The following is a 26,831-nucleotide window of genomic DNA, read 5'->3' on the forward strand; positions in this document are numbered from 1 at the left end:
CCGGGGGGCCGGGTGGGGGGGGCGGGCCGCGGCGCCCTTCCGCGCGCCCCGCCGGGGGGGGGGGGGGGGCGGCGGCCCCCCCCCCCCCCGGGGGGGGGGGGGGGGGGGGGGGGGGCCCCCCCCCCCCCCCCGCAAGCCTCTGCGGTTACATCCGCTGCCAGAGGGCCGGTGTGCCCTCCGGCGACCAGGCACCCTGCGCCTGGTGGGTCTGCAGGCACTGGTAGCGCACGCCCGCGACGGTCACAGTGGCGCCGACCTCGTAGACCCGGCCGGCGGCCCAGGCGTTGGCCGTGCCGGCGCCCTGCGGCGCGGGCGGGCCGGTCTGCACGGACGCGGTCTTCAGGGTGAGCCCGAAGGTGCTGAGGATCGGGTTGACCGGCTGGTAGAAGGTGGTCCCGCCGGCCGTGCAGTCGCCGGAGCCGCCCGAGGTGACGCCCTGCGCCTGGGCGCCGGACAGGAACGGGCCGCCGGAGTCACCGGGTTCGCTGCACACCGAGGTCCGGGTCAGGCCGTCGACGGTGCCCTGGGCGTAGTCGACCGACGCGTCGTGCTGCTGGATCGTGCCGCAGTGCCATCCGCTGGTGGAGCCCGAGCGGCAGACCGACGCCCCGACGAGCCCCTGGACCGAGCCGGCGACCTGCGTGTTCCTGCCGCCCGACCCCTTGACGTCGGCCGTGGCGGTCCAGTTGCTGTTGACGGCCACCCAGGACATGTCCTTGCCGGGGAACGTGGACGCCTGGAACGTGCCCTGGTCGGCCTTGTTGTAGCCGGTGGTCTTGTCGCCGGCCTTGCCGCAGTGCCCCGCGCTGACGAAGCCCTGCTGCTGGCTCTTGGTGATGGAGAAGCCGATGGAGCAGCGGGCGGCGTTGTTGATGTAGTAGGCCTCGCCGCCGACGAGGTCCGCCATCAGCCGCGGCCGGTCCGTCGTCAGCCGGACCGCCACACCGCGGTCCTCCACTCCGGCGGCCTTCAGGAAGGCGGCGGCCGCCGACTGCCTCGTCGCCTCGACGACGACCCGGTTCGCCGGCACGTCCACGTACCAGACCGGGGTGTCGTGCGTCTTCACGCGGACGGCGGCCGCGTCCAGCTTCGCCTTGACGGCATCGAGGGCGCTGAGCGGCGCCTTGACGACCACGGCCTTGGCGCCCTGCGCCTTGATGGCGGGTACGTCCTCCGCATGGGTGGTCGCGACGGTGAGCTCGGCGGAGGTCTTCCCGCTGACCCAGGCTCCGGCGAAGTGCCCGCCCAGAGCGTTGTGCAGCCGGCCCGCGCGGGTGCCCGCCTCCTCCTCGTTGACCAGCCGGGTGGCCGCCTGTGCCCGCGTCAGATGCAGGTCGCGCTGCATCGCGCCGAGGATCTGCGCGGAGGGTTTGTCGGCGCCGAGCGACCGGGCCCCGGCGGGCAGGGGCCCAGGTGCGGGCGGCGGGGCGGCCGCCGCGGCCGCGGGGATCCCGGTGAGGACGAGGGTGCCGAGTGTGGCCAGGGCGGCGCGGCGCCTGCGCGCTGCATGTCTGCCGACCATGCGGTGTACCTCCTGCTGAGTACGGGGGAGACTGAGGCGAATCCGTAGGCGGCCTTGCCGCAAAGGCCCGGAAGGATGTCAAAGGCGGAGGTCTTTCGCGCTTTGGGGGACGCCTGGGGTGCCATGTGCAGTACGACGGGCATGGGAGAGCGCCGGCCGGCGTCAGCGGCCGTCTCGGCAGGAACGCTTCGGAATCGGGCTCGTCGGCTACAGGCTGACGACGACCAGCGCGGTGTCGTCGGTGTTGCCCGTGGCGGGGAGAAGGTCCGCCAGCAGGGCGTCGGCCAGGGCCTCGGGAGCGGTCCGGCGGTGGCGGGCCAGACAGTCGGCGAGGCGGCCCAGGCTGGTGTCGATGTCCTCGCCGCGGCGCTCGATCAGCCCGTCGGTGTACAGCACCAGGGTGTCGCCCTCGGCGAAGGGCACACGGGCTTGCGGTCGGGCGAAGCGGCCGGGCCGGGCGTCGATCGGCGGGTCGGTGGCCTGGTCGAGGAAGGAGACGCTGCCGTCCGGGTGCAGCACGGCGGGCGGCGGATGGCCGGCGCAGCTGTAGGTGATGCCGTGCCCGCCCCAGTCGATGATGGTCGTCGCCACCGTGGCGGACTCGGCCCCGTCGACGGAGCCGGCGTACATGTCGAGGGCCTCAAGGGCCTGCGCCGGGCCGTCGGCGACCCGCGTGGCCGCGCTCAGCGCGCTGTGCAGTTGGCCCATGGCGCAGGCGGCCGCCAGTCCGTGGCCGACGACATCCCCGACCGCGACCGCCATCCGGTCGCCCGGCAGGTCCACCAGGTCGTACCAGTCGCCGCACACGTTCAGGTCACCGATGGCCGGCCGGTAGCGCACGGCCGCCTGATGAGGACCGAGATGCCTCGGGGTGGGCATCATCGCCGTCTGCAGGGCCAGGGCGACCTCACGCTCGTGGGCGTGGGCCCGGCGCAGCCGCTCGTTGACCTCCTGCAGTTCCCGGGCGCGGGTGTAGAGCTCTGCCTCCAGCACGCTCGCCCGGTCGTTGTCGGTGAGGCTGCCGCGGGCGCGCAGAAGCTCGGTGACCTCCTCCACCCGGTGCACGACCAGCACCACTTTCCCGTCCGGGCCGAGGACGGGCGCGTTGACGGGGCTCCAGAAGTGCTCCTGCCAGTGGCCGGGCCGCTGGGCGTCCTCGATGTCGTAGCGGAGCACCGCCATGGTGTCCCGCTCGCCGGTGGCCACCACCCGCAGCATCGACTCCCGGGTCTCCCGCATGCCGGCGGCGGCCGGATCGTTCGGGTTCTCCGGAAAGACGTCGAAGATGTAGCGGCCGAGGAGCTGCTCGCGTGAGCGTCCGGCCAGCTGCGCGAAGTCGTCGTTGACGTCGACGTACACCAGCTCGGGTGTCAGCAGCGCCACCATGCCGGGCAGGGCCTGGAAGACCGCCGCGTAGTCGATCGGTTGCGGTTCCCTCATGTGCTGCCTGCCTTGGCGCCAACCATCAGTGTGTTCCCACGATAGAAGCGAATGCGGCGGGCGGCCGTTCCACGGCCCGGTGCCACGCGCCCGCGCCGCGACCCACTGACCGGGTACCGCGTTTACGACGAGTCGCACTGCGCGACTGGCGCAGCCGGTGTCCACCCGCGGGCGGGGATGCTGACCGGCGCCGCCGAGCTGGAGGAGTACCTCCGCACACGTGGCTGAGACTCCTGGGTCGCCGGAGGCACCGCTGGAATTGACGAGCGGTCGCCGCCAAGGTTGGTGCCATGTGCTGGAGTGCGACGGCTGATCTCGTGGCGGGTGCAGGGATCACCTGCGTGGGGGTGGCCTGCGTGGCGCGCGTGCACCGGCTCGGCGATCTCCCCCTTGCCGCGCTGCCGGTGCTGCTCGGCGTCCATCAGCTGGTCGAGGCGCGGGTGTGGCAGGTCGGGGGCGGCACCGGATGGGCCACCGTCGCCTGGGCCGTGATCGCCCTTCCCCTGCTTGCGGTGTGGGTGCCGCTGGCCGTGCTGAGCGCCGTTTCGCGGGATGCCGCGGCCCGGCTGTCGATTCCCGTGGCGTGCGGTGTCGCGACCGCGGGAGTGCTGGCGTACGCCGTCGCCACCCGTCCCGTGCGGGCCGAGATCCGTGGGCACACCGTCGGCTATGTCATCGGGCTGCCGCATGCGGGCGTCCTGATCGCGGGGTATCTGCTGGCCACGGTGGGCGCCCTGCTGCTGTCCGGCGACCGTTGGCTGGTGGCGCTCGGCGTGCTGGCCGGGGTGGGCGCGGTGGTGTGCTGGGCGCTGTGGCGGCTGGAGTTCGTCTCGACCTGGTGCGCGTTCGCGGCGGCCTGCTCGGTGGTGGTGTTCGGGTGGGTGGCGGCCCGGCGGCCGAGTACTCGCAGCAGCGTTCCGCCCACCCCCGACAGGGTGTGAATCGGCCTCAGAAGGCGCTTTTGCGGCCGGGAGACGCAGGTCACATTCGGCCATGTCACAGGCGGTCGGGCCGCCCCGTCTCAGAGGGTGTGGTCAGTGACGACGGCGGAGGAGCACACCATGGACGCGCTACGGGGGAGCACCTCACGGGGGAAGGGGACCGGTGTGAGGAAGGTCGAGGAGTTCGAGGAGCTGCGGCCGCTGCTGTTCTCGATCGCCTACCGGATCCTGGGCAGCGTGAGTGAGGCCGAGGACGCGGTGCAGGAGGCGTGGTTGCGCTTCGACGCCTCGGCGACCCGGCCCACGTCGACCAAGGCGTATCTGTCGGCCGTGGTGACCCGGATCTCGATCGATGTGCTGCGTTCCGCGCGGGTGCGGCGGGAGGAGTATGTCGGGCCGTGGTTTCCCGAGCCGCTGCTCAGCGACCCGTACCAGGATCCGGAGCGGTCGGTGGAGCTGGCCGACTCGGTGTCGATGGCGGCGCTGGTGCTGCTGGAGCGGCTCAGCCCGCTGGAGCGTGCGGTGTTCGTGCTGCGCGAGGTGTTCGCCTTCGGGTTCGACGACATCGCGGCGGCGGTGGGGCGTTCGGAGGCGGCATGCCGGCAGCTGCTGGTACGGGCCCGGCGGCACATGCAGGACGGCCGGCCCCGGTTCGCGGCCGACCGTGAGGACCGCGAGGAGCTGGCGACGCGGTTCTTCGACGCGCTGAAGAACGGCGACGTGGGCGGGCTGCAGAACCTGCTCGCTGCCGACGTCCAGCTGGTCGGGGACGGCGGCGGCAAGGCCCCGCAGCTGGCCAGGGCGGTCACGGGCGCGGAGAACGTGGCCCGGCTGCTGGGCACCGTGTTCCCCTGGCTGATCCGGATCGACGTGACGTTCGAGCTGCACGAGGTCAACGGCCAGCCCGGCGCGATCTTCCGCGACAGGGACGGCAGGATCCTGCAGACCATGGCCCTCGATGTCCTCGACGGCCGGATCCAGACCGTCCGGGCGGTGCTCAACCCCGACAAGCTCGCCCACCTCGGCCCGGTCGGCGACGCCTGGGCCGTCGACCGCGAGGTGAAGCAGGCCCGGCGGCAGAGCGGCTGACCTCGGCCGACCGTCCGCCGAAGCTGCGCCGGCCCGAGTCAGTGCCAGCCGAAGCGGCGGTCGACCAGGGCCGCGAACTCCTCCAGGGTCAGTACGGCGTCGCCGTTCTGGTCGGCCGCGTCGAAGAGGGCGGAGGAGTCCTCGGCGTCCCCCAGGGCCCAGACCGGCAGATCTCCCGACGCGGCCAGGGTCGGGCCCTTGGTCCGCAGGGCGATGATCACCTCTTCGCGGGTCAGTGTTCCGTTGTGGTCGAGGTCGAGCGCCTCGAACAGCTTCCGTGCCTTGTCACTCATCTTGTCGCCCCCGTTCCTTTCATGAAGGAGGACGCCTCTCCCGGCACTCGCGTTCCCCGCCGCACCCGGCTAGAGGGCCCGGGCGACGAGCAGGGCGACGTCGTCGTGGTCGTCGGGGTGGCGCAGGCCGTAGAGCAGGAGGTCGCAGGTTTCCTCCAGGGGCCGGTGGGGTTCGTCGAGGAAGCCGAGCAGCACGCCGAGGCGGTCGTCGATGGGGTGGTGGCGGGTCTCGACGAGGCCGTCGGTGTAGAGGACCAGCAGGTCGCCGGGGCCGAGGCGGGCCGTGGTGGTCTCGAAGGCGATGCCGCCGACGCCGAGCGGGGCGCCGGAGGGCAGGTCGAGCAGCTCGGGGGCGCGGTCCGGCCCGGCCAGGGCGGGCGGCATATGGCCCGCGTTGGCGAACTGGCACCGCCGTGTGCGCGGGTCGTACACCGCGTAGAGGCAGGTGACGATGTAGTGCTCCAGATCGCAGGTGATCTTGTCGAGGTGCTGGAGCACGGCGTCGGGGGCGAGGTCGAGGTCCGCGTAGGCGCAGGTGGCGGTGCGCAGCCGGCCCATGGTGGCGGCGGCGTCGATGCCGTTGCCCATGACGTCGCCGACGACCAGGGCGGTCCGGTCGTCGCTGAGGGGGATGACGTCGTACCAGTCGCCGCCGACCTCGCTGGTGGCCTGGGCGGGCTGGTAGCGGGAGGCGAGTTCGAGCCCCGAGTGCTGCGGCGGGTGGTCGGGCAGCAGGCTGCGCTGGAGGGTGAGGGCGGTGTTGCGCACGCTCTGGAACCAGCGGGCGTTGTCGATGGCCACGGCCGCGCGCCCGGCCAGTTCGCTCGCGAGGACGACGTCGTCCTCGTCGAAGGGGAGCGGGTTGGTGGTGCGCTTGAGGTCCAGGGCGCCGAGTATCTCGCCGTGCGCGATCAGCGGTACGGCCAGGTAGGAGTGGACGCCCGCGCGCGCCAGCAGCGAGCCGGCCTCGGCGTCCCGGGCGATACGCGGCAGATCGCGGTCGCTGACGTGCCTGACCAGGACCGGCCGGCCGGTGTGCACGCACAGGGTGACCAGACGGTCCCCCTCGTAGGCCGCGAGGCCGCCGGGCGGGTCGGCCGCGCGCAGCGCCACCGTGGGCTGGGCCGCCTTGAGCGCGAGAGCGCGGAAGAGCTCCGGGCCGTCGTCGGGTCTGCGTGAGCGGCGGCAGGCCAGCGCGGAGTCGAGGACGTCCACGGCGACCACGTCGGCGAGCTGCGGCACGGCGATCTCGGCCAGTTCACGGGCGGTCTCCTCCACCTCCAGCGTGGTGCCCACCCGCACCGAGGCATCCGCGATGAGGGCGAGGCGGCGCCGGGCGCGGTCGGCCTCGGCGGCCGCCCGGTGCCGTTCGGTGACGTCGACGACCGAGGCGGCCGCGCCCAGCACCCGCCCGCCCGGGTCCTCCAGCCGGTAGAAGGAGAGCGACCAGGCGTGTTCGTGGTCGGGGTCGGTCGGCGGGCGGCCCACGTGGTACTGGTCGAGCAGCGGGGTCCCGGTGGTGAGCACCTGGAGCAGCGCGCTCTCGATGGTGCCGACGTCGGGCAGCGGCAGCGTCTCCCTCAGCCGCCGGCCCACATGGTCCTCGGCGGGGATGCCGTCGATGCGCTCCAGCGCCGGGTTGACCAGGAGGTACCGCAGATCGGGGTCGAGGAGGGCGAGGCCGATCGGGGACTGGTTGATCAGCCGTTCGCACAGGGCGAGGTCGGTCTCCACGCGCTGCAGCAGATTGTGGTCGGCGGCGATGCCCAGGGCGTACATGTCCCCGAGATCGTCCTGGAGCCGCATGTTGCGGAACTCCATCACGCGGGTGCTGCCGTCCTTGTGCCGGATGGGGAAGGCACCCGCCCAGCTCCGGCCGGTCTCCAGCACCTCCGTGAACAGCTTGACCACCGACTTCAGATGCTCGGGGTGGATGAACAGCCGGGCCGCGTACTTGCCGAGCGCCTCCTGTGCGCTGTAGCCGAACAGCTCCTCGGCCTGCGGGGTCCAGAACACGATGCGTCCGTCGGCGTCGACCACGGTCGCGGCCACGCTCAGGACGTCCAGGAGACCGGTCGGCGGGGGCGACTCGAAATCGTCCGCATCACTGTCGGACCGGAAGGATTCGGCTGTCATCCCGCCACCACCTCCACCGTTGGGCGGGGTCTCGCGACGTCCGCCCCAGCTGACCGGCTTTTCTGCCGGGGGTCCGGGGGTCGTCCCCTGGAATGGTGCAGCACCGCCACCCGGATTCCGACCAGCGGCACTTCCATGCTCCCTCCGGTCCGGGAAGGGCGGAAGCGCTGCGGGCGAGGCGCGGGAGTCCGCCAGGGCCGTGCGGATCGGGCGGACAAGCAGGAACATGGTCCTGTACGAGGACGGCACCCGGATGGCACCCATGGATCCTGCGCGAGAGACATCCGACGGGCCCACGCCCTCAGGGCCGCGCGAAGGGCTCGACGCGTCCACCGACGCGGCGGCGGTCGTGTCCGCGGCGGGCGTCGTGCTCGGCTGGACCCGGGGTGCCGAAGCACTGCTCGGCCGCCCCGCGTCCGAGGTGGTCGGCGGCTCCGCCGCGCGTCTGGTGGCGATGCCCGCCGACCCGGCCCGGGTGGCCGCGGTGGCGCAGCGGTGCCGCGCCGGAATGGGCTGGAGCGGCCTCATCTCCGTGCGGCACCGCGACGGCCGGAGCCTCGACGTCGACCTGCGGGTCTCCGCGTCCTTCCGCATCGGCGAGGACGAGTGCTTCCTGCTGTCGGCGCGGGAGCAGCGGCAGCAGTGGTCCGTCGGCCAGTCCGTCCTCGACGGGTTCCTGACCCGTTCCCCCATCGGCATGGCCGTGATGGACCAGGAACTGCGCTACGTCTGGCTCAACGACACCCTGGAACGCTTCGGCGGAGTGCCCCGCGAGCAGCGGATGGGACGCCGGCTGAGCGAACTGCTGCCCGGGCTGCAGGCGGCCGCCATCGAGGGACTGATGCGCAAGGTCCTGGACACCGGGGACCCGGTCATCGACTACGAGTATCTGGGCTGGAGCTGGGCCGACCCGCACCGCCAGCACGCCTACTCGACATCCTTCTTCCCCCTGGTGGACGCCGACGAGTCCGTCACCGGAGTCTGCTACATGGTCCAGGACGTCACCGAGCGCTGGAACGCCCGCCGGCTCCTGACCCTGGTCAACGAGGCCGGGACGCGTGTCGGCACCACTCTGGACGTGATGCGGACGGCCCAGGAACTCGCCGACTTCGCCGTACCCCGCTTCGCCGACTTCGTCGTCGTGGACCTGCTGGAGCCCGTGCTCAGCACCGAGGGGCACGGTGCGTGGCTGACGGACGCCGGGCCGGCCTCCGTCGGACCGGTGATGCGCCGGGCCGGAATGAGCTCGGTGCGTGAGGGCTGTCCGGAGGCCGTGGTACGGGTGGGGGACCGCGCGGACTTTCTGCCTCCCGCGCACGATGTGAACCTGCTCGTCGACGGCGAGCCGATCCTGCTGCCCGTCCTCGATCCGTCAGACGAGCGGTGGCTCACCGAACAGCCCGAACGAGCGGCAAAAATAAAGGAGTTCGGGCTGCACTCGTTCATCGCCGTGCCCATGCGGGCACGGAACACCATCCTGGGCCTGACCACGTTCATGCGGTCGCTCAATCCCGTCCAGTTCCAGCCCGACGACGTACTGCTGGCCCGGGAACTGGTGGCGCGGGCCGCGCTGTGCGTCGACAACGCCCGCCGCTACACCCGGGAACACACCGCGGCGGTCACCCTGCAGCGCAGTCTGCTGCCGCAGGCCCTGACCGGCGGAACCGCGCTGGAGGTGGCCTCGGCCTATCTGCCGGCGGATCCGACGGACGGCGTGGGCGGCGACTGGTTCGACGTGATCCAGCTGTCCGGGGGGCGGGTCGGGCTCGTCGTCGGCGACGTGGTGGGGCACGGCATCACCGCCGCGGCGACCATGGGCCGGCTGCGCACGGCGGTGCAGACCCTCGCCGACATGGAGCTGCCCCCCGACGAACTGCTCGCTCACCTCGACGACCTGGTGCTGCGGCTGAGCGCCGAGCGGACCGACGACGAGGCCGCCCACCGCAGCACCACCGCCTTCCTCGGGGCCACCTGCCTGTACGCCGTCTACGACCCGGTCACCCGGCGGTGCACGATGGCCCGCGCCGGACACCCGCCGCCGGTCGTCGTGGCGCCCGACGGACAGGTGTCCTTCCCGGAACCGCCGGCCGGGCCGCCGCTCGGGCTCGGCGGGATGGCCTTCGAGGCCACCGAGATCGAACTCGCCGAGAACAGCCTGATCGGCCTCTACACCGACGGCCTCATCGAGGGCGCCGACGGCGACATGGAGCTGGGCATGTCCCGGCTCGGCGAGCTGCTGGCCCGCTCCGACACCGACCTCGACGTCCTGTGCACCTCGGCGGTACGGCAACTCGTGCCCGTGCCACAGCCGGACGACATCGCCCTCCTCCTGGCGCGCACCCACGCGCTCGGCTCCGACCACGTCGTCTCGTGGCAGGTGCCGGTGGACCCGGCCGCCGTCGCCGACGTCCGCGCCCGCGCCACCCGCCAGGTCGCGGCCTGGGGGCTGGAGGACCTGGTCATGACGACGGAACTCGTCGTGAGCGAACTGGTCACCAACGCGATCCGCTACGCCGAACCTCCCATCCGGCTGCGCCTCATCCGCGACTCCACCCTGACCTGTGAGGTCGCCGACGCCAGCAGTACGGCCCCCCGGCTGCGGCATGCCCGCAGCACGGACGAGGGCGGCCGCGGCCTCTTCCTGGTGGCCCAGCTGACCGATCGATGGGGCGCCCGGTACACGCCCGAGGGAAAGATCATCTGGGCGGAGCAGGAGATTCCCTGACCGGTGCGGCGGGGCCCGCCGGTACGGGTGCCTCCGTGGTGGCCACCGCCGTACGACTTCTTGACCGCTGCCGCCGTGCGACTCCTTGACAGCCGCCGTGTGGCTGCTCCTTGACAAGGGTTGGGGGCAGCCGGAAACTGGCGTTGCGCGTCGCGCATTAAGTTTCGCAATACGCACCGAGGTGGTCATGATGATTCCCGCCTGCCGTCTCGCCGATCTGCCGCGGGGCGAGGCGTTCCGCCTCGAGTCCGACCCGGCGGTCGCCGTGTTCCACACCGAGGACGGCGAGCTCTACGCGATCGACGACACCTGCACCCACCAGGACGCCTCGCTCGCCGACGGCTGGCTGGAGGGTTGCGAGGTGGAATGCCCGCTGCACGCCTCGAAGTTCGACCTGCGCACCGGCGCCGTCGACGCCCCACCGGCCCGGCTGCCCGTCCGGACCCACCGGGTCCTCGTCGAGGACGGCACGATCTACGTCGAGCTGTCCGAGGCCCCGCCGAACCTCCCGCCGACGTGCGTGGCGGCCCGCCTTCGGGGGGCCGTTCCCGCGGGAGGGGCCGCGTGAGGAGTGTGGGGGCCGCCTCGACCGGCTTCGCCGCCCCGTGGGTCGCGGCGGGTCCGTACGCCTGGTTCGACGAGTACCGCGTGAGCATTCAGTTCGACGCGGCTGGTGTTCACCCGAGCCGCCGGTGCCCTCGGCGGCGTGGGCCGGCGGCCGCCGAGGCGGTGCGGAAGGGCGGCTCCTCGTGACCGCCATGGTCCAGGCGAGCGCCCCGCCGCGCCCGGGGACGCCGGAACCGCATCCGCACGGACTGCCGCGGCCCGGCCGGACGTTGGTCATGGGGGTCGTGAACGTCACCCCGGACTCGTTCTCCGACGGCGGGCTCTCGTTCGCCCCGGAGGCGGCCGTAGCGCACGGGCTCGCCCTGCTCGAGGACGGGGCGGACATCGTCGACGTGGGCGGGGAGTCGACCCGCCCCGGCGCGCAGCGGCCGACCCTGGAGGAGGAGCTGCGGCGCGTCCTGCCCGTCGTCGCGGAACTCGCCGCGGCGGGAGCCGTCGTCAGTGTCGACACCATGCGGGCCGAGGTCGCCGCCCGCGCGCTCGACGCGGGCGCCCAGCTGATCAACGACGTCTCGGGCGGCCTGGCCGACCCCGCGATGCTGCCGACGATGGCCCACGCCGGCGCGCCGTACGTGCTGATGCACTGGCGCGGCCACGCCACCGCCATGCAGGCGAACGCGGTCTACGGCGACGTCGTCACCGAGGTGGCCGGCGAACTGCGCCTGAGGGTCGAGGCCGCACTGGAGGCGGGCATCCGCCCCGGCTGCCTGATCGTCGACCCCGGCCTGGGCTTCGCCAAGGAGGCGGAGCACAACTGGCAGTTGCTGGGTCGCCTCGGGGAGATCCGCGCGCTGGGCCACCCCGTCCTGGTGGGCGCGTCACGCAAGTCGTTCCTGGGCCGCCTGCTGGCCGACCCGGCGACCGGACAGTCCCGCCCGGCACAGCAGCGTGACGCCGCGACCACCGCCGTCTCCGTGCTCGCCGCCGCGCAGGGCGCCTGGTGCCTACGGGTGCACGACGTGACGTCGACCCTGGACGCGGTACGGGTGACGGCCCGCTGGGGCGCCGAGACGCCTGCCTGACAAGACGGCACCCCGCGGCAAGCAGCGCAGCGCCTAGCCGAGATACCCCATCCGATGGCTGATCTCCTCGGCCCCCTTGAGCAGCACCGGTGCCACCTCGTTCATCCGCTCCTCGGTGAACCGGTACGCGGGCCCGGACGCACTCAGCGCCGCGATGACCTCGCCGTCACGGGAGCGGATCGGCGCCGCCATGGCGTGCAGCCCGATCTCGAGTTCCTCCCGCGTCACCGCGTATCCGCGCTCCCGGGCCGCGGTGAGGTCCGTCTCCAGCTTCGCCCTGACCGTCAGCGTGTGGGGCGTGAGCTTCCGCAGCCCGGCCGCCGCGAGCACGTCGGCGCGCTCCTGAGGAGACAGATGGGCCAGCAGGATCTTGCCGCTGGACGTGGCGTGCACCGGGGTGAGCTGACCGACCCAGTTGTGCGTGCCGACCGCGCCCGGGCCTCGTACCTGGTAGAGGTTGACGGCGTAATGCTCCTGCAGCACCGCGATGTTGACCGTCTCGCCGATCTCCTCGGCGAGCCGCTCGCACACCGGCCGGCCCTGCTGGGTGATGTCGAGCCGGCCGGTGACCGCGCCGGCCAGCCGCACGATCCCGAAACCGAGCCGGTACTTGCCCCGCTCGGCCGTCTGCTCCACCAGACCGCGTGCCTCCAGCGCGCCGAGCAGGCGGAACGCGGTCGACTTGTGGACGTCGATCTCGCCGGCCACCTCACTGACGCCCGCCTCGCCGCGCTGGGCGAGGATCTCCAGGACGCTGACGGCACGGTCGACGGACTGCACCCCGCTCACCGCGGGAGCCGCAGTTTCGCCGTCTGCCGTGTAGTTGCTCATGACGCAACTATACGCATTCGTATCGGGCCTTCGTCGAGGTCGGAGGTGACGTAGTGCGCGGGGTGAAGGTTGCGCATCGCGCAACCTTCTGCGCTATTGCGCACTAATGCCGCCCGTCTCTTGACAAGTCCTCGACCTCGGCCAAGCATGTTGCGTATAGCGAGCTTTGTTGTGTCATCCGAGACACCCGGTCGGGCGCCCGCAACCCGGAGGTTCCCCATGAGCATCACCGTCGTCGGCGCGTCGCTGGCAGGCCTGAGCACGGTCCGCGCGCTGCGCGCAGAGGGGTACGACGGCGAGATCGTCGTCGTGGGGGAGGAGCGCCACACCCCCTACGACCGCCCGCCGCTGTCCAAGGACTTCCTCAAGGGGGACATCGACGCCGAGGCGCTCGCCCTCGGCGACGCCGACGAGTACGAGGCCCTCCAGGTCACCTGGCTGCTCGGCGAGCGCGCCGTACGGCTCGACCCCGCGGACCGGTCCGTCACCCTCGCCGGAGGACGGCGGCTGCGCAGCGACGGGGTGGTGGTGGCGACCGGCGCCGGTCCCCGCCTGCTGCCCGGCATGGACGGACTGGCCGGCGTCCACACCCTGCGCACCCTCGACGACGCCGAGGCCCTGCGCGCCGAACTGCTCGACGGACTGCCCCGGGTCGTCGTCATCGGCGCCGGCTTCATCGGTGCCGAGGTGGCCTCCACCGCCCACCGGCTCGGCCTCCATGTCACCGTCGTGGAAGCCGTGGACGTCCCACTGGAACGCCAACTGGGTCGCGAGATGGGCCTGGTGGTCTCCTCGCTGCACACCGACCACGGGGTGCGGCTGCTGTGCGGAACCGGCGTGGCGGGACTCACCGGCGTGGACCGGGTCACCGGCGTACGGCTGGCGGACGGACGCCTGCTGCCCGCCGACATCGTCGTGGTCGGAGTGGGCGTACGGCCCGCCACCGGCTGGCTCGCCGGGTCCGGTGTACAGGTGGACGACGGCGTGGTGTGCGACGCAGGCGGCGCGAGCAGTGTCCCGGGCGTGGTCGCCGTCGGGGACGTCGCCCGCTGGCCCGACCCGTTCACCGGACGGCACGCCCGCATCGAGCACTGGACCAACGCCACCGAGCAGGCGAAGACCGCCGCCCGCACGCTGCTCACCGGCGAGTCGGCCGCGCCCGCCCGGATCACCGCGCCGTACTTCTGGTCCGACCAGTACCAGGTGCGCATCCAGCTCGCCGGACACGTCGCCCCCGGCGACCGCCCCGAACTCATCGAGGGCAGCCTCGACAGCCGCTCCTTCGTCTCGGTCTATCTGCGCGAGGGCGCCCCGGTCGCCGTGCTCTCCCTGAACCAGCCGAAGCTGTTCAACCGGCTCCGCCGCACCCTCGCCCCCGCTCTCCCGGCTCCCGTGTCATGAGCCCCACGTCTCAACTGCCCCTGCGGAAAGCGCAGATGACCGCCACGAGCATCCCGCGGCACCTACGCCACACCTGGGACCACGAGTGGCTGGTCGTGGACGAGGGCAACGCGACCGTCGGCATCACCGTGTTCGCGACCGAGGCCCTCGGCGACGTCGTCCATCTGCGGCTGCCCGAGGTCGGCAGCCGCGTGGAGGCGGGCGAGAGCCGCGGAGAGATCAGGTCACTGACGGCCGTCAGCGGCCCGTACGCAGCCCACTGCGCCCACATCCGAGGAGACCGCCGATGACCCTGTTCAAGGCGCTCGCCGACAGGCACCCCCTCTACGCAGGTCTGTAACCGACCACCCGCCCGCAGGGGCGTGCCCGTGATCCGCGTCGGCACGCCCCGCAAATCCCCCGGAGTATGGCGTGGCAATCAGCGTCTTCGACCTGTTCTCCATCGGCATCGGACCGTCCAGTTCCCACACCGTCGGCCCGATGCGCGCCGCCGCGATGTTCGCCGCCCGGCTGAAGCAGGACGGCCTGCTCGCCCAGACCACCGCGGTACGGGCGGAGCTCTTCGGCTCCCTCGGCGCGACCGGCCACGGCCACGGCACCCCCAAGGCGGTGCTGCTCGGCCTGGAGGGCAACGAGCCGCACACGGTCGACGTCGCCCAGGCCGACCTGGACGTCGAGCGCATCCGCGCCACCGGCCGCATCCGCCTCCTCGGCGCCCGGATCGGCCCGGTCCACGAGATCGGCTTCGACGTCTCGACCCAGCTGGTCCTGCACCGCCGGCGCTCGCTGCCGTACCACGCGAACGGCATGATCCTCTTCGCGTACGACGCCGACGATGTGCCGCTGCTGGAGAAGACGTACTACTCGGTGGGCGGCGGCTTCGTCGTCGACGAGGACGCCGTCGGGGCGGACCGGATCAAGCTGGACGACACGGTGCTCGCCCACCCCTTCGGCACGGGCGACGAGCTGCTGCGGCTGGCCCGGGAGACCGGCCTGTCGATCTCCGCGCTGATGCTGGAGAACGAGAAGGCCTGGCGGACGGAGGAGGAGATCCGGGCGGGTCTGCTGGAGATCTGGCGGGTCATGGAGGGCTGTGTGTCGCGCGGCCTGGCCCTGGAGGGCATCCTCCCGGGCGGCCTGAAGGTACGGCGCCGGGCCGCGGCCGCGGCCCGTCAACTGCGCAGCGAGGGCGACCCGTTGGCCCGTGCGATGGAGTGGGTCACGCTCTACGCGATGGCCGTGAACGAGGAGAACGCGGCCGGCGGCCGGGTCGTCACCGCCCCCACCAACGGCGCGGCCGGCATCATCCCGGCGGTCCTGCACTACTACCTCAACTTCGTGCCCGGTGCCGACGAGGACGGCATCGTCCGCTTCCTGCTGGCCGCGGGCGCGATCGGCATGCTCTTCAAGGAGAACGCCTCCATCTCCGGCGCCGAGGTCGGCTGCCAGGGCGAGGTCGGCTCCGCCTGCTCCATGGCGGCGGGCGGCCTCGCGGAGGTACTGGGCGGCAGCCCCGAACAGGTCGAGAACGCCGCCGAGATCGGCATGGAGCACAACCTCGGTCTCACCTGCGACCCGGTCGGCGGTCTGGTCCAGATCCCCTGCATCGAGCGCAACGGCATGGCCGCGGTCAAGGCGGTCACCGCGGCCCGGATGGCACTCCGAGGCGACGGCCGCCACCACGTCTCCCTCGACAAGGTCATCAAGACCATGAAGGAGACCGGCGCCGACATGAAGGTCAAGTACAAGGAGACCGCCCGCGGCGGACTCGCCGTCAACGTCATCGAGTGCTGAAGAGGAACCCCTGGAGATCCGGACCACTCCGCTAGTCTGACAGCGGAGGTGGTCAAGTGGCCGGAAATACGGGGGAGTTGGCGGACCAGCCGGAATCCGCGACCGTCGTCGTGATCGGCGCGGGACCGGCCGGTCTGACGGTCGCCAATCTGCTACGACGCAGCGGAATCGACTGCATCGTCCTGGAGCGCCGCAGCCGCGAGTACGTCGCGCAGCGCCAGCGGGCCGGCATCGTCGAAACCCGCGCCGTGCGGATGTTCGACTCCTGGGGGCTGGCCGACCGCGTCCTGGGCGGTATCCCGTACGACGGCATCCTGGAGATCCGGGTGGACGGCGAGAGCCACCTCGTGTCCGACAACGACGGCTCCGAAGGCCCGCGGGCCCGCCTCTGCCCCCAGCAGGTACTGGTCCAGAAGCTGACCGCCGCATACCTCGCCGACGGCGGCGATCTGCGCTTCGAGGCCGCCGACGTCTCCCTGCACGACCTGACCGGCGACCGCCCGACCGTCCGCTACCGCACCGCGGACGGCACCCTCCACACCATCACCTGCACCTTCGTCGCCGGCTGCGACGGCGACCACGGCATCAGCCGCACCGCGGTCCCCGACGGCGCCCTCACCGCGTACTCCCAGGACCACGGCATCGGCTGGCTCACCGTCCTCGCCGACGCCCCGCCCCCGGCCCACCCGCTTCTCGCCGTCAGCCCGCACGGCTTCGCCGCCCACTTCCCCCGCGGCCCGCAGACCAGCCGCTACTACCTCCAGTGCCCGCCGGACGACCACCCCGACGCCTGGCCCGACACCCGCATCTGGGACGCCCTGCGCACCCGCCTCGCCGACCCCGCCCTCACCGCCGGTCCGATCACCGACCGCGAGACCTTCCGCCTCCGCAGTCTCGTCCACGATCCCATGCAGTACGGCCGCCTCTACCTCGTCGGCGATGCCGCCCACATCGTCTCCCCCATGGGCGGCAAGGGCATGAACCTCGCCCTCTACGACGCAGACGTCTTCGCCCGGGCCGTCCGGGACTCCGTCCGCGACCACGACGACACAGCCCTGCGCGGCTACTCGCAGCGGTGCCTGCGCCGCGTCTGGAACGACCAGGAGTTCTCCCACTGGCTCACCCGCACCCTCCACGACGCCGGCGACACCACCGCCTTTGGCCCCTTCCACCGCAACCTGGCCCGCGCCCGCCTCGACCGCCTGCTCACCTCACCCACCGCGGCCCGCGCCTTCGCGGAACTGATGACGGGGCTGGACCCCGCTTAGGCATGGGTTAGGTTCATCGCTCATGGACTCGGCTTCTCTGCTTCTCCATCTGCGCGATGAACTCCATGCGTTCCGCGCCTGCCTCGACGGCGACCTGTCCGTCCCGATAGAGCACTGCGCGGGGTGGACGCTGCACGACCTGGCGGAGCACCTGGGCACTTCGAACCAGTGGGCGGCGACCGCCGTGACCGAACAGCACGGCGACCACGACCCCGCACCCGCTCCCCGCGATCCGGCGGAACTCGTGCGGTGGTTCGAAGAGACGTCGCAGAGGCTGCTGAAGGTCCTGGACACGGACCCGGGTGCGAGCGCCTGGACGTTCCATCCGCCGCACACCGTCGGGTTCTGGCAGCGGCGCCGCGCTCTGGAGTCGCTCGTGCACCGGTGGGACGCCGAGCACGCGCTCGGAAGGGCGCGAGCGCTCGACCCCGAACTGGCGGGTGAAGGAGTGGCGGAGGTCTTCGACACGATGGCGCCGAGGCAGATCGCGCGGGGCCGAGCGCAGCCGCCCCGGAGCGGACTGCGCCTTGCGGCCACGGACATCGGGGCTTCCTGGACCTACGGCCCCGGAACCCCCGTAGCCACGCTGTCCGCCACCGCGGAGCACCTCCTGCTTCTGCTGTGGGGCCGTATGCCCGGCATGAGCGAGGCATTCAGCTGGAGTGGGGACCGGCAGGCCGGTCTGGCCATCCTGGCGGCCGGCACCCTGACACCCTGAGGCAGCGATATCTGCTCGCCCCGCACGACTGCGAACTGGCACGCTGCCTCCCATGGACCGTGCGGAGGTGCTGCTCGTCGGAGGACGGGCCGGAGTCGGAAAGACAACGGTCGGGTGGGAGGTCTCGGCGCTGCTGCGGGCCGCCGCGGTCGCTCACGCCATCATCGACGGCGACTTCATGGGCCAGGTGCACCCGGCCCCGGAGGGCGATCCGCATCGCGCGGAGATCACCGAGAGCAATCTGACCGCGGTGTGGGCGAACTTCGCCCGGCGCGGCTACCGCCGTCTGATCTACACGAACACGGCGAGTGTGCTCCCCGAGGCGGCGGGCATGTTCGAGCGCGCCATGGGGGCCGAGGTGCGGGCCGTACGGGTCCTGCTCACCGCCACCGATGCCACCGCCCGAGAGCGGCTGGTACGGCGGGAACTCGGCTCGGAGCTGGAAAAGGAGCTCGAGGGCAGCGCCCGCAAGGCCCGGATCCTGGACCGGCGGGCCCCCGCGGAGACGGTGCGTGTCATGACGGACGGACGCACGGTCGGGGACATCGCCCGCGAGGTCGTTGCCCTCACCGGCTGGGCGGGGCAAGGGAGTTGACCCCACCCGCGGAGCCCCGACAGCCGTCGGGTCGCGCCGTAGGGTGAGTCACATGAGCATCGACCGTGTTGCGCTGCGTCCGGTGGCCGAGCCCGACCTGTCCGTCATGGAACGCTTCCTCGTCGATCCGGAGACCGTCGTGCCCTTCCAGTGGTGGGGCTGGTGGGACACCGGGCGCTGGCGGCGCCAGTGGGCGGAGAACGGCCTGCTCGGCGACGACGGAGGGCATCTGATGGTGGTGCGCGGCGCGCAGCCGCTGGGGTTCGTCGCCTGGCGGCAGGTCAGGCCCACCCGGACCACCACCTACTGGAACATGGGTATCAACCTGCTGCCGGAGGCCCGCGGACAGGGCGTCGGAACCGAGGCGCAGCGGCAGTTGGTCCGCTACCTCTTCGCGCACACGACGGTCGTACGCATCGAGGCGGACACCGAAGCGGACAACATCCCCGAACAACGGGCCCTGGAGAAGGTCGGGTTCACCCGCGAGGGCGTCCTGCGCAGCATCGCCTTCCGCGACGGACAGTGGCGTGACGGCGTGCGCTACAGCATCCTGCGCGGCGAACCGGCCTGAACACGGCACCCAAAAAGCAAAGGCAAGGAGGTCGGTCACTCCTTGCCACTCTCAACTTATAGCGCACTGGGGGGCTTGCGGCAAGGCCCCGGTCGTGCCGCACAATCGCACGCCGAGGCCGTCAGCTGCGGAGTTGGGAGTTTCACGAAGTGCGTGTTCCGTCCGGTGACATGACCCCCCTGACCACCCGTGCGTTCGACCTTCCCGACCGACTCGCCCACAAGGCCGACCCCACCCTGATCGCCGCCGACGAGCAGCACTTCGCCGCGATCGCGGAGAACCTCGAGCAGACGATCGCCGAACTGTCCGCCCGCCTCGACGCCGAGCTCAAGGCACCCGGCGGCACCGGCCGGCAGGCGATGGACCGGGACATGGAGGTCCACCGGCTGACCGGTCGGCTGCGCACCCTGCGCCGCTTCGGCCTGGACCTGTGCCTCGGACACATCGTCGGCGCGGACGACCCCGAGCCCGTCTACATCGGACGACTCGGCCTGACCGACAGCACGGGGCGTCGCCTGTTGCTCGACTGGCGCTCTCCCGCGGCCGAGCCGTTCTTCGCGGCGACCCACGCCAACCCGATGGGCCTCGCCGGCCGCCGCCGCTATCGCTGGACCCGCGGCCGTATCAGCGACTACTGGGACGAGGTGTTCACCGCCGACGGGCTGGAGGGGCGCGCCGCGCTCGACGACCAGTCCGCGTTCATCGCCAGTCTGGGCAGCAACCGCTCGGCCCGCATGCGGGACGTGCTCGCCACCATCCAGGCCGACCAGGACGCCATCATCCGGGCGGGATCACGCGGCGCGCTCGTCGTCGACGGCGGTCCCGGCACCGGCAAGACCGTCGTCGCCCTGCACCGCTCCGCCCACCTCCTCTACTCCGACCCCCGCCTCGGGCACCGTCGGGGCGGCGTACTGTTCGTCGGCCCGCACCGCCCCTACCTGGACTATGTCGCCGACGTCCTGCCGAGCCTCGGCGAGGAGGGCGTGCAGACCTGCATCCTGCGGGACCTCGTCGACGAGGGAGCCGACGCGGGCGTCGAGACCGACCCCGAGGTGGCCCGTCTGAAGTCGTCCGCGGACATGGTGAAGGCGATCGAGAAGGCCGTCCGGTTCTACGAGGAGCCGCCCGCCGAGGGGATGACGGTCACCGTCGACTGGACCGACATCCCGCTGACCGCCGACGACTGGGCCGAGGCCTTCGACGCGCCGGAACCCGGCACCCCGCACAACGAGGCGCGTGAGCAGATCTGGGAGAAGCTGGTCACGATCCTGGAGGACGGATACGACGGCGACGACCTCCCGCCGGAGCAGTTCCGCAGGGTGCTACGGCGGGACAGGGAGCTGGTCGGGGCCCTCAACCGGGCATGGCCGCTGCTCGAAGGGGCCGACCTGGTCGGAGATCTGTGGTCGGTGCCGGCCTATCTGCGGATGTGCGCGCCCTGGCTGAGCCGCGAGGAGGTCCGCAAGCTGCAGCGGGCGGATGCCCAGGCCTGGACGGTGTCCGATCTGCCGCTCCTGGACGCCGCTCGGCAGCGGCTCGGCGACCCGGAGACGGCCCTGCGCAAGCGGCGGCACGAGGCCGTCATCGCCGCCCAGCGCGAGCGCATGGCGCAGGTCGTGGACAACCTCATCGACGCGGCGGCCGATTCCGGTGCCGACGGTGATGACGGCGAAGGCCTGGTGAGGATGTTGCGCGGCCAGGACGCCAAGGTCAGCCTGGTCGACGAGGCCGAACTGAGCATCGCCGAACCGGACCTGCTCGCCGGTCCGTTCGCGCACATCGTCGTGGACGAGGCCCAGGAACTGACCGACGCGGAATGGCAGATGCTCCTGCTGCGCTGCCCGTCCCGGAGCTTCACCATCGTCGGTGACCGCGCCCAGGCCCGGCACGGGTTCTCGGAGACATGGCAGGAACGGCTGCAGCGGATCGGGCTCGACCGGGTCAGTGTGGCCTCCCTGAGCATCAACTACCGCACGCCGCAAGAGGTCATGACGGAAGCGGAGCCGGTCATCCGGGCCGTGCTCCCGGACGCCAACGTGCCGACCTCCGTCCGCAGCAGCGGCCTCCCCGTCGTACACGGCACTGCCTCGCAACGGGACTCGATCCTGGACACCTGGCTCGCCGCGCATGCCGAGGGAATCGCCTGCGTGATCGGCGATCCCACGTTCCAGGCCACGCCCCGGGTCAAGTCGCTGACCCCCACGCTGTCGAAGGGGCTCGAGTTCGACCTGGTCGTCCTCGTCGACCCGGACAGTTTCGGCACCGACGTCGAAGGAGCGGTCGACCGCTATGTCGCCATGACCCGAGCCACGCAGCAGCTCGTCATCCTCACCCGCTGAAAACCTTTGACGGGCCGTCGGGGATCCCGCCGCTGTCACCCTTGGCATAGCACTAAAAACCAGGGCAAAATCGGGCAGGAGGTGCGCGGCTCCCGGTCGTCCGGAGCCGTCGAGACGCTTCGCGGAACAGGCCCGTGGGAGACATGGATGGAGTGGCTGGTCTCGCTGGTCGGCGTCGGACTGGTCCTGGCTGTCCTGCGGGATCTGTTCCACACGCTCTGGCACCCCACCCGCCACGGAGGCATCAGCCGACTCGTCATGACCAGGATGTGGCGACTGGCCCGGCGCTCACGGCTGCGTCCCCGCCTGATCGGGCTCGTCGGGCCGCTGGCGATGGTGACGGTGGTGGGGCTGTGGGCCGTCATCATCATCCTGGGCTGGGCGATCATCTACTGGCCCCATATGCCGGGCGCGTTCACGCTCACCCCTGGTTCAAGAGCGGCCCAGCAGCCGGCACTCCTCGACTCGGTCTACCTGTCCCTGGTCACCGTCGCCACCCTCGGCCTGGGGGACATCACGCCCGGCGAAGGGTGGCTCCGCCTGGTCTCCCCGCTGGAGGCCCTCGTCGGCTTCGCCCTCCTGACGGCCACGGTCTCCTGGGTGCTGGAGATCTACCCCGCGTTGACCCGCAGACGGGTCCTGGCCATCCGGCTGTCGCTGCTGCACCGCTCGGCACCGACGGCCGAGCACATCGACAGCGTGGCCGGAGCGGCACTGCTGGACAGCCTGGCCACCGAGGTCGTCCGCGTCCGCGTCGACTTCACCCAGTACGCCGAGGCCTACTACTTCCATGACGGCGAGGACCACTCGTCCCTGGCGGCCGTCCTCGGCCACGCCGTCGCCCTTGCCCGGCAGGGGCAGGCGGCCCGACGACCGGACGTGCGACTGGGCGGGGACCTGCTCGCGGGCGCGCTCGACGACCTCGCCACCATTCTCGACCAGCGCTTCCTGCACGTGGACGGCAGCACGACAGAGGTCTTCGCCGCGTACGCCGCCGACCACGGCTTTGAAGCCGCGCGGCCCTGATCGCCGGCGGGCATGGCGAAGGCGGTGCCGTGGAGAGTACGTTTGTATCGCTACAAGAAAGCGTTTGCCATGCGCGGTTCCTGCCCACCCCACGTCCTCGACCCGACACAGGAGTACGTCCGTGCCCAACGCCACCGCGGTCATCAACCTCGACATCGAGGGCCCGAGGATCAGCCGTCACCTCTACGGTCACTTCGCCGAGCACCTCGGCCGCTGCATCTACGGCGGCTTCTGGGTCGGAGAGGACTCGACGGTCCCGAACGAGGGCGGTATCCGCCTCGACGTCGTACAGGCCCTGCGTGCCCTGGACATCCCCAACCTGCGCTGGCCGGGCGGCTGTTTCGCCGACGAGTACCACTGGCGTGACGGCATCGGCCCCCGCGAGCAGCGGCCGAGCATGGTCAACACGCACTGGGGCGACGTCGAGGAGAACAACCACTTCGGCACCCACGAGTTCATGGCGCTGTGCGAGCTGCTCGGCGCGGAGCCGTACATCAGCGGCAACGTCGGCTCCGGCACCGTGCGCGAGATGAGCGAGTGGGTGGAGTACCTCACCCGCGACGGCGACAGCCCCATGGTGCGGCTGCGCAAGGCCAACGGCCGCGAGGAGCCCTGGCGGGTGAAGTTCTGGGGCATCGGCAACGAGACCTGGGGCTGCGGCGGCAACATGCGCGCCGAGTACTCCGCCGACCTGGCCCGCCAGTACGCCACCTACTGCCGCGACCACGGCGACAACAAGCTCTACCGCATAGCCTCCGGCGCCTCGGACGCCGACTACAAGTGGACCGAGACGCTGATGCAGCAGATCAGCTGCTTCGGCTGCGAGGCCACCCCGAAGAACTTCTTCCAGGGCCTGTCGGTGCACTACTACACGTTGGCCGGTCCCTGGGAGGCCAAGGGCAGCGCGACCGTCTTCGGGACCGACGACCACTACCGCACCATGGTCGCGGCCCGCCGCCTCGACCGCATCCTGACCGGCCACTCCACCGTGATGGACGTCTACGACCCGGGGCGCACCGTCGGGCTGGTGCTGGACGAGTGGGGCACCTGGTGGGACGTCGAGCCGGGCACCAACCCCGGCTTCCTGTTCCAGCAGAACACCCTGCGCGACGCGCTGGTGGCCTCCACCCACTTCGACATCTTCCACCGGCATGCCGCCCGTCTGTACATGGCCAACATCGCGCAGACGGTCAACGTCCTGCAGGCCATGCTCCTGACCGACGGCGACAGCCTGGTGCTGACCCCGACCTACCACGTGTTCGAGATGAACAAGGGCCATCAGGACGCCACGTCACTCGCCGTGCATCTGCGCGGCGACGGCCTGCGGCGCACGGTCGGCGACACGCAGCTGGAGACCCTGTCCGCCTCCGCCAGCGTCAAGCACGGGGCGGTGCTCATCTCGCTGTCCAACCTGGACGCGGAGGAGCCCGCGGGGGTGACGCTCGACCTGCGCGGGCGCGGCGTCGGCGAGCCGAGCGCCCGCATCCTGACGGCCGACCGGCTGCAGGACCACAACACGCCCGGCACACCGGAGACGGTCGCCCCGCGCTCCTTCGACGCCCTCAAGGCCACCGACCAGGGGTTCACCCTCACGTTGCCGCCGCACTCCTTCGTCACGGTCAGCGCTCCGCTCGCCTGACACAACGACTCCGGCCGTCGTCCCGGCCGCACTCCGTCACCGTCCTGGCCGGTAGGGGTGCGGCTTAGCATGCGAGTGGGTTCCCAGACGGCAGACCAGGGGTGAGGGTGGCGACGATCCAGGACGTGGCGAAGGCGGCCGGGGTCTCACCGATGACCGTCTCGAACGTCATCAACGACCATCCGAACGTCCGCCCCGCGACGCGCGAGAAGGTGCTCGAGGCCATGGCCCGGCTCGACTACCGGGTCAACGTCGCGGCCCGCAATCTGCGCAAGGGCCGTACCGGAACCATCGGCCTCGCCGTTCCTGAGGTGGACAGCGCCTACTACGGGCTGCTGGCCGCCGCCATCATCGCCGCGGCCGAGCGGCGCGGCCTCCGGGTGAACATCGAACAGACCGCCTCCCGGGACAACGAGCTGGAGGCGCTGTCCCTGTCCCGCAACCGGCTCTACGACGGGCTGATCCTGAGCGCGGCCGGCATGGGGCAGGGTGATGCCGAGCGGCTCAGGGTGGACCACCCGGTGGTCATCCTCGGCGACCGGATCTTCGGCGGCCCGGTGGACCACGTCGCCATGCCCAACTTCGACGCGTCCCACGCCGCCACCCGGCATCTGATCGAGCGGGGTTGCCGGCGTGTCGCGATCGTGTGCGGGGCGGTCGAGGAGGTGGACACCTCCAGCCTGCGCATCGCGGGCTACCTCAAGGCTCTCAAGGACGCGGGCCTGTCCGCCGACGGCGCCCTGGTGCAGCAGGTGGGCCGGCTCGGCATGCGCGAAGGCGCCGAACGCGCCCGGGAGATGGCGAAGAGCGGCCTGGACTTCGACGGCGTGTTCTGTGTGACCGACTCCCTTGCCATGGGCGTGCTGCGGGGCCTGGCCGACGTCGGGACGCGGGTACCCGAGCAGGTGAAGGTGATCGGCTTCGACAACGTTTCGGAGAGCGAGTTCTTCATCCCGTCGCTCTCCACCGTCGACCCGGACCACGACGGTATGGCCGAGCGCGCGGTCGACCTCCTCGTCCGGCGCATCGAGCAGACCGAGCCGCCGGCCCCGCACCAGGATGTCGTCGGCGGCTTCTCCCTGGTGATCCGGGAGTCCACGGGCGGCTGACCACCTCCTCGACGGGGTACAGCCCGACCACGCTGTCCTTCCCGAAACCCCGGCCGCCCCGGCTGAGGTGGTTCAGCCGGCGTAGACCTTGCCCTGCTTGACGACGTAGTGCGCCGGCTGGGAGCAGCCGATGGACGGGGTGATCAGCAGGCTGACGGTGAGGGGCGCGGGCTCCATGCTCGCGGTCGAGAACTCGCAGACGGAGCCGCTGCCGGTCAGCGGGTACCAGAACCATCCGTCGACCTCGCCCACCGTGACCCGGTCGGACTCCTTCCACTTGCCGCTGTCGTGCGTGTAGACCTGCAGCCGCACCGAGGCGGCGTACTCGTCCTGGGACGAGCGCAGCGCGGTGAGCGTGATCTTGTAGTCGCTGCCGAGGACGGACGAGGCGATCTGCTGGGTCTGAGGCGCCGCGGCCTTGGCCTCGGCGCCGGAGGCGGTGGCGCCGGCGGTCCCGAGGACGCCCGCCAGCAGAAGGGTGACACCCGCGGTGGTGGCGCGACGGGTGCGGTGATTGCGGAGCAGGTTCATTGTCTTCCCCCGTTGGGTCGAGTGGTGCGGTTCGTGCGGTCGCCGCGATGCTTCGCGGCCGGGCCCCGCCGACGATGTTCGGCCGTGCGCCGGCGGGGGAGAAGCATTTCGAATGTGCTCGAATCACGGGCAGCTCGTGGACCACGGCGGCTCCGCCGGAGCCGCCGCCAGATCAGCGGCTCCCGCTAAGGGGTGCCGCCGACGGTCTGTCCCGTCTGCTGCAATTGTCCTCCGTCTCCGTCCAGGAGCCGGTGGCCCATGAGCGTCGCCGAGTGCCGCACGTACTGTCCCTCGCGCCGGCTCGCCACCAGCCCCCCGTCCCGGAGGACGGCGAGCTGGTAGCTGGCGCTGGGCAGGCCGATGCCGACAGCCGTCGCCACCTCGGAGGTGGTCCGGGGGCCGCCGCGGGCCACCTCGGTGAGGACCGAGGCCCTGGTGCGGCCCAGCAGACGGTCGAGTCCGTTGTCGTGGAAGGTGATCGAGTCGAGCGGCCGTGCGGTGACCGGGTAGACCAGGACCGGGCCGAGGGCCGGATCGGCGAGGGCGGTGGGCCTGCGCCAGCAGAAGTAGGAGGGGAGCAGAAGCAGCCCACGGCCCTCCAGATGGAGGTCGCGGTGGGTGGGGTACTCCACTTCCAGGACGGGCGCCCGCCACCGGGCGAGCGGCCGCAGGCTTTCCAACAGGGCCAGGACCCCTCCGTCGAGGAGGACACGAGAGCGCAGGTCGACCTCGTCACGGATGGCTCTGCGGACATGGGCCCAGCGCGGTTCGAGCAAGGTCGTGGCGGAGATTTCCAGCGACTTGGCCAGAGATCGCAGACCGTGGTCTCCCGGTCGGCCCAGCGTCGTGGTCCACCCCGGGAGGGGACGCGCGGCAGCGAGCCTGCCCAACTCGTGCCGCAGCCGGCCGGGAGGGGTGGCCTGTATCTCCTCCAGGGCCGCGGGCAGACCTCCCTCCAGGACGGTCGGGGTGAGGAAGTCGGGGATGTACCCGAAGGGCGGGACGAGTGTCTGCAGCGTGTGCAGGGCACGGCCGGCCACCGGGTCCGTGGCGAGCCGTTCGCGGACGGAGCGACGCCATGCCCCGAACTCGAGCGGTCCCTGGTGTGTGACCAACCGGCAGGTGGCGCAGACGAGTTCCCACAGGGGGTCGGGGCGACGTGAGATTCGGATGTTCTGTAAGTCGGCGGTGGTGAAATGGATACGGAGCATGCG

At 71.7% G+C, this 26,831-nt stretch carries 23 protein-coding genes; 16 read left to right on the plus strand and 7 right to left on the minus strand.

The features are described 5' to 3' along the window. Positions 1–145: 145 nt before the first annotated feature. Together ABT254_RS43620 and ABT254_RS43625 are read right to left on the minus strand one after the other, a co-directional pair. The gene (locus ABT254_RS43620) at positions 146–1,522 is read right to left on the minus strand and encodes an alpha-lytic protease prodomain-containing protein (protein ID WP_351483272.1); all 1,377 of its coding nucleotides are present in this window, start codon (positions 1,520–1,522) and stop codon (positions 146–148) included. Positions 1,523–1,729: 207 nt separating this feature from the next. Next, positions 1,730–2,962: a PP2C family protein-serine/threonine phosphatase gene (locus ABT254_RS43625; protein ID WP_351483273.1), complete on the minus strand. Its 1,233-nt coding sequence runs from the start codon at positions 2,960–2,962 to the stop codon at positions 1,730–1,732. A gap of 290 nt (positions 2,963–3,252) precedes the next feature. On the opposite strand from ABT254_RS43625, the gene ABT254_RS43630 reads away from it, so the two are divergent. Together ABT254_RS43630 and ABT254_RS43635 are read left to right on the plus strand one after the other, a co-directional pair. Continuing rightward, on the plus strand, positions 3,253–3,903 hold the full coding sequence (locus ABT254_RS43630) for a DUF6629 family protein (RefSeq protein ID WP_351483274.1): 651 nt from the start codon (positions 3,253–3,255) through the stop codon (positions 3,901–3,903). A gap of 165 nt (positions 3,904–4,068) precedes the next feature. Continuing rightward, on the plus strand, positions 4,069–4,992 hold the full coding sequence (locus ABT254_RS43635) for an RNA polymerase sigma-70 factor (protein WP_351483275.1): 924 nt from the start codon (positions 4,069–4,071) through the stop codon (positions 4,990–4,992). Positions 4,993–5,030: 38 nt separating this feature from the next. Here the strand turns inward: ABT254_RS43635 and ABT254_RS43640 are convergent, their stop codons facing one another. Together ABT254_RS43640 and ABT254_RS43645 are read right to left on the minus strand one after the other, a co-directional pair. Further along, on the minus strand, positions 5,031–5,285 hold the full coding sequence (locus ABT254_RS43640; protein ID WP_351483276.1) for an EF-hand domain-containing protein: 255 nt from the start codon (positions 5,283–5,285) through the stop codon (positions 5,031–5,033). Between the two features lie 69 nt (positions 5,286–5,354). After that, entirely contained in the window at positions 5,355–7,421 is a 2,067-nt protein-coding gene (locus ABT254_RS43645) for a SpoIIE family protein phosphatase (RefSeq protein WP_351483277.1), read from the minus strand. 253 nt (positions 7,422–7,674) lie between these two features. Here ABT254_RS43645 and ABT254_RS43650 point away from each other — a divergent pair, with 253 nt between their 5' ends. The 3 genes from ABT254_RS43650 (at position 7,675) to folP (ending at position 11,795) form a co-directional block, all read left to right on the plus strand. Continuing rightward, positions 7,675–10,146 (plus strand): SpoIIE family protein phosphatase, encoded by a 2,472-nt coding sequence (locus ABT254_RS43650; RefSeq protein WP_450753347.1) that lies wholly within the window; start codon positions 7,675–7,677, stop codon positions 10,144–10,146. A 187-nt stretch (positions 10,147–10,333) separates the two neighbouring features. Next, complete coding sequence (locus ABT254_RS43655) at positions 10,334–10,714, plus strand: bifunctional 3-phenylpropionate/cinnamic acid dioxygenase ferredoxin subunit (protein ID WP_351483278.1); 381 nt, start codon at positions 10,334–10,336, stop codon at positions 10,712–10,714. 190 nt (positions 10,715–10,904) lie between these two features. Next, complete coding sequence (gene folP, locus ABT254_RS43660) at positions 10,905–11,795, plus strand: dihydropteroate synthase (protein ID WP_450753348.1); 891 nt, start codon at positions 10,905–10,907, stop codon at positions 11,793–11,795. A gap of 33 nt (positions 11,796–11,828) precedes the next feature. Here folP and ABT254_RS43665 read toward each other — a convergent pair whose 3' ends face one another. Then, the gene (locus ABT254_RS43665) at positions 11,829–12,626 is read right to left on the minus strand and encodes an IclR family transcriptional regulator (RefSeq protein WP_351483279.1); all 798 of its coding nucleotides are present in this window, start codon (positions 12,624–12,626) and stop codon (positions 11,829–11,831) included. Positions 12,627–12,845: 219 nt separating this feature from the next. Between ABT254_RS43665 and ABT254_RS43670 the strand changes: the two genes are divergently transcribed. The 11 genes from ABT254_RS43670 to ABT254_RS43720 all read left to right on the plus strand — a co-directional run bounded on the left by ABT254_RS43670 (position 12,846) and on the right by ABT254_RS43720 (position 25,086). Then, on the plus strand, positions 12,846–14,027 hold the full coding sequence (locus ABT254_RS43670; RefSeq protein WP_351483280.1) for an NAD(P)/FAD-dependent oxidoreductase: 1,182 nt from the start codon (positions 12,846–12,848) through the stop codon (positions 14,025–14,027). 35 nt (positions 14,028–14,062) lie between these two features. Then, positions 14,063–14,317 (plus strand): biotin/lipoyl attachment domain-containing protein, encoded by a 255-nt coding sequence (locus tag ABT254_RS43675; protein WP_351483281.1) that lies wholly within the window; start codon positions 14,063–14,065, stop codon positions 14,315–14,317. A gap of 121 nt (positions 14,318–14,438) precedes the next feature. Next, on the plus strand, positions 14,439–15,821 hold the full coding sequence (locus ABT254_RS43680; RefSeq protein WP_351483282.1) for an L-serine ammonia-lyase: 1,383 nt from the start codon (positions 14,439–14,441) through the stop codon (positions 15,819–15,821). A 56-nt stretch (positions 15,822–15,877) separates the two neighbouring features. Then, positions 15,878–17,089, plus strand: a complete 1,212-nt coding sequence (locus tag ABT254_RS43685) for a 4-hydroxybenzoate 3-monooxygenase (protein WP_351483283.1) — start codon at positions 15,878–15,880, stop codon at positions 17,087–17,089. A 22-nt stretch (positions 17,090–17,111) separates the two neighbouring features. After that, positions 17,112–17,807 carry a maleylpyruvate isomerase family mycothiol-dependent enzyme gene (locus ABT254_RS43690; protein WP_351483284.1) on the plus strand — a complete coding sequence of 232 codons (696 nt, stop codon included), beginning with the start codon at positions 17,112–17,114 and terminating at the stop codon, positions 17,805–17,807. A gap of 52 nt (positions 17,808–17,859) precedes the next feature. Then, the gene (locus tag ABT254_RS43695; protein ID WP_351483285.1) at positions 17,860–18,402 is read left to right on the plus strand and encodes a P-loop nucleotide/nucleoside kinase family protein; all 543 of its coding nucleotides are present in this window, start codon (positions 17,860–17,862) and stop codon (positions 18,400–18,402) included. Between the two features lie 52 nt (positions 18,403–18,454). Beyond that, positions 18,455–18,973, plus strand: a complete 519-nt coding sequence (locus ABT254_RS43700) for a GNAT family N-acetyltransferase (protein ID WP_351483286.1) — start codon at positions 18,455–18,457, stop codon at positions 18,971–18,973. 170 nt (positions 18,974–19,143) lie between these two features. After that, a complete protein-coding gene (helR, locus tag ABT254_RS43705) occupies positions 19,144–21,312 on the plus strand; it encodes an RNA polymerase recycling motor ATPase HelR (protein ID WP_351483287.1) in 2,169 nt (722 codons plus the stop codon). A 147-nt stretch (positions 21,313–21,459) separates the two neighbouring features. Then, the gene (locus tag ABT254_RS43710) at positions 21,460–22,338 is read left to right on the plus strand and encodes a potassium channel family protein (RefSeq protein ID WP_351483288.1); all 879 of its coding nucleotides are present in this window, start codon (positions 21,460–21,462) and stop codon (positions 22,336–22,338) included. Positions 22,339–22,459: 121 nt separating this feature from the next. Continuing rightward, on the plus strand, positions 22,460–23,977 hold the full coding sequence (locus tag ABT254_RS43715; RefSeq protein WP_351483289.1) for an alpha-N-arabinofuranosidase: 1,518 nt from the start codon (positions 22,460–22,462) through the stop codon (positions 23,975–23,977). Positions 23,978–24,084: 107 nt separating this feature from the next. Beyond that, entirely contained in the window at positions 24,085–25,086 is a 1,002-nt protein-coding gene (locus tag ABT254_RS43720; RefSeq protein WP_351483290.1) for a LacI family DNA-binding transcriptional regulator, read from the plus strand. A gap of 72 nt (positions 25,087–25,158) precedes the next feature. Here the strand turns inward: ABT254_RS43720 and ABT254_RS43725 are convergent, their stop codons facing one another. Both ABT254_RS43725 and ABT254_RS43730 read right to left on the minus strand, forming a co-directional pair. Next, entirely contained in the window at positions 25,159–25,617 is a 459-nt protein-coding gene (locus ABT254_RS43725) for a hypothetical protein (protein ID WP_351483291.1), read from the minus strand. Between the two features lie 185 nt (positions 25,618–25,802). Next, positions 25,803–26,828, minus strand: a complete 1,026-nt coding sequence (locus ABT254_RS43730; RefSeq protein ID WP_351483292.1) for an ArsR/SmtB family transcription factor — start codon at positions 26,826–26,828, stop codon at positions 25,803–25,805. Positions 26,829–26,831: the final 3 nt, after the last annotated feature.

It is taken from the genome of Streptomyces sp. NPDC001137, assembly GCF_040298885.1.
GTDB lineage: Bacteria > Actinomycetota > Actinomycetes > Streptomycetales > Streptomycetaceae > Streptomyces.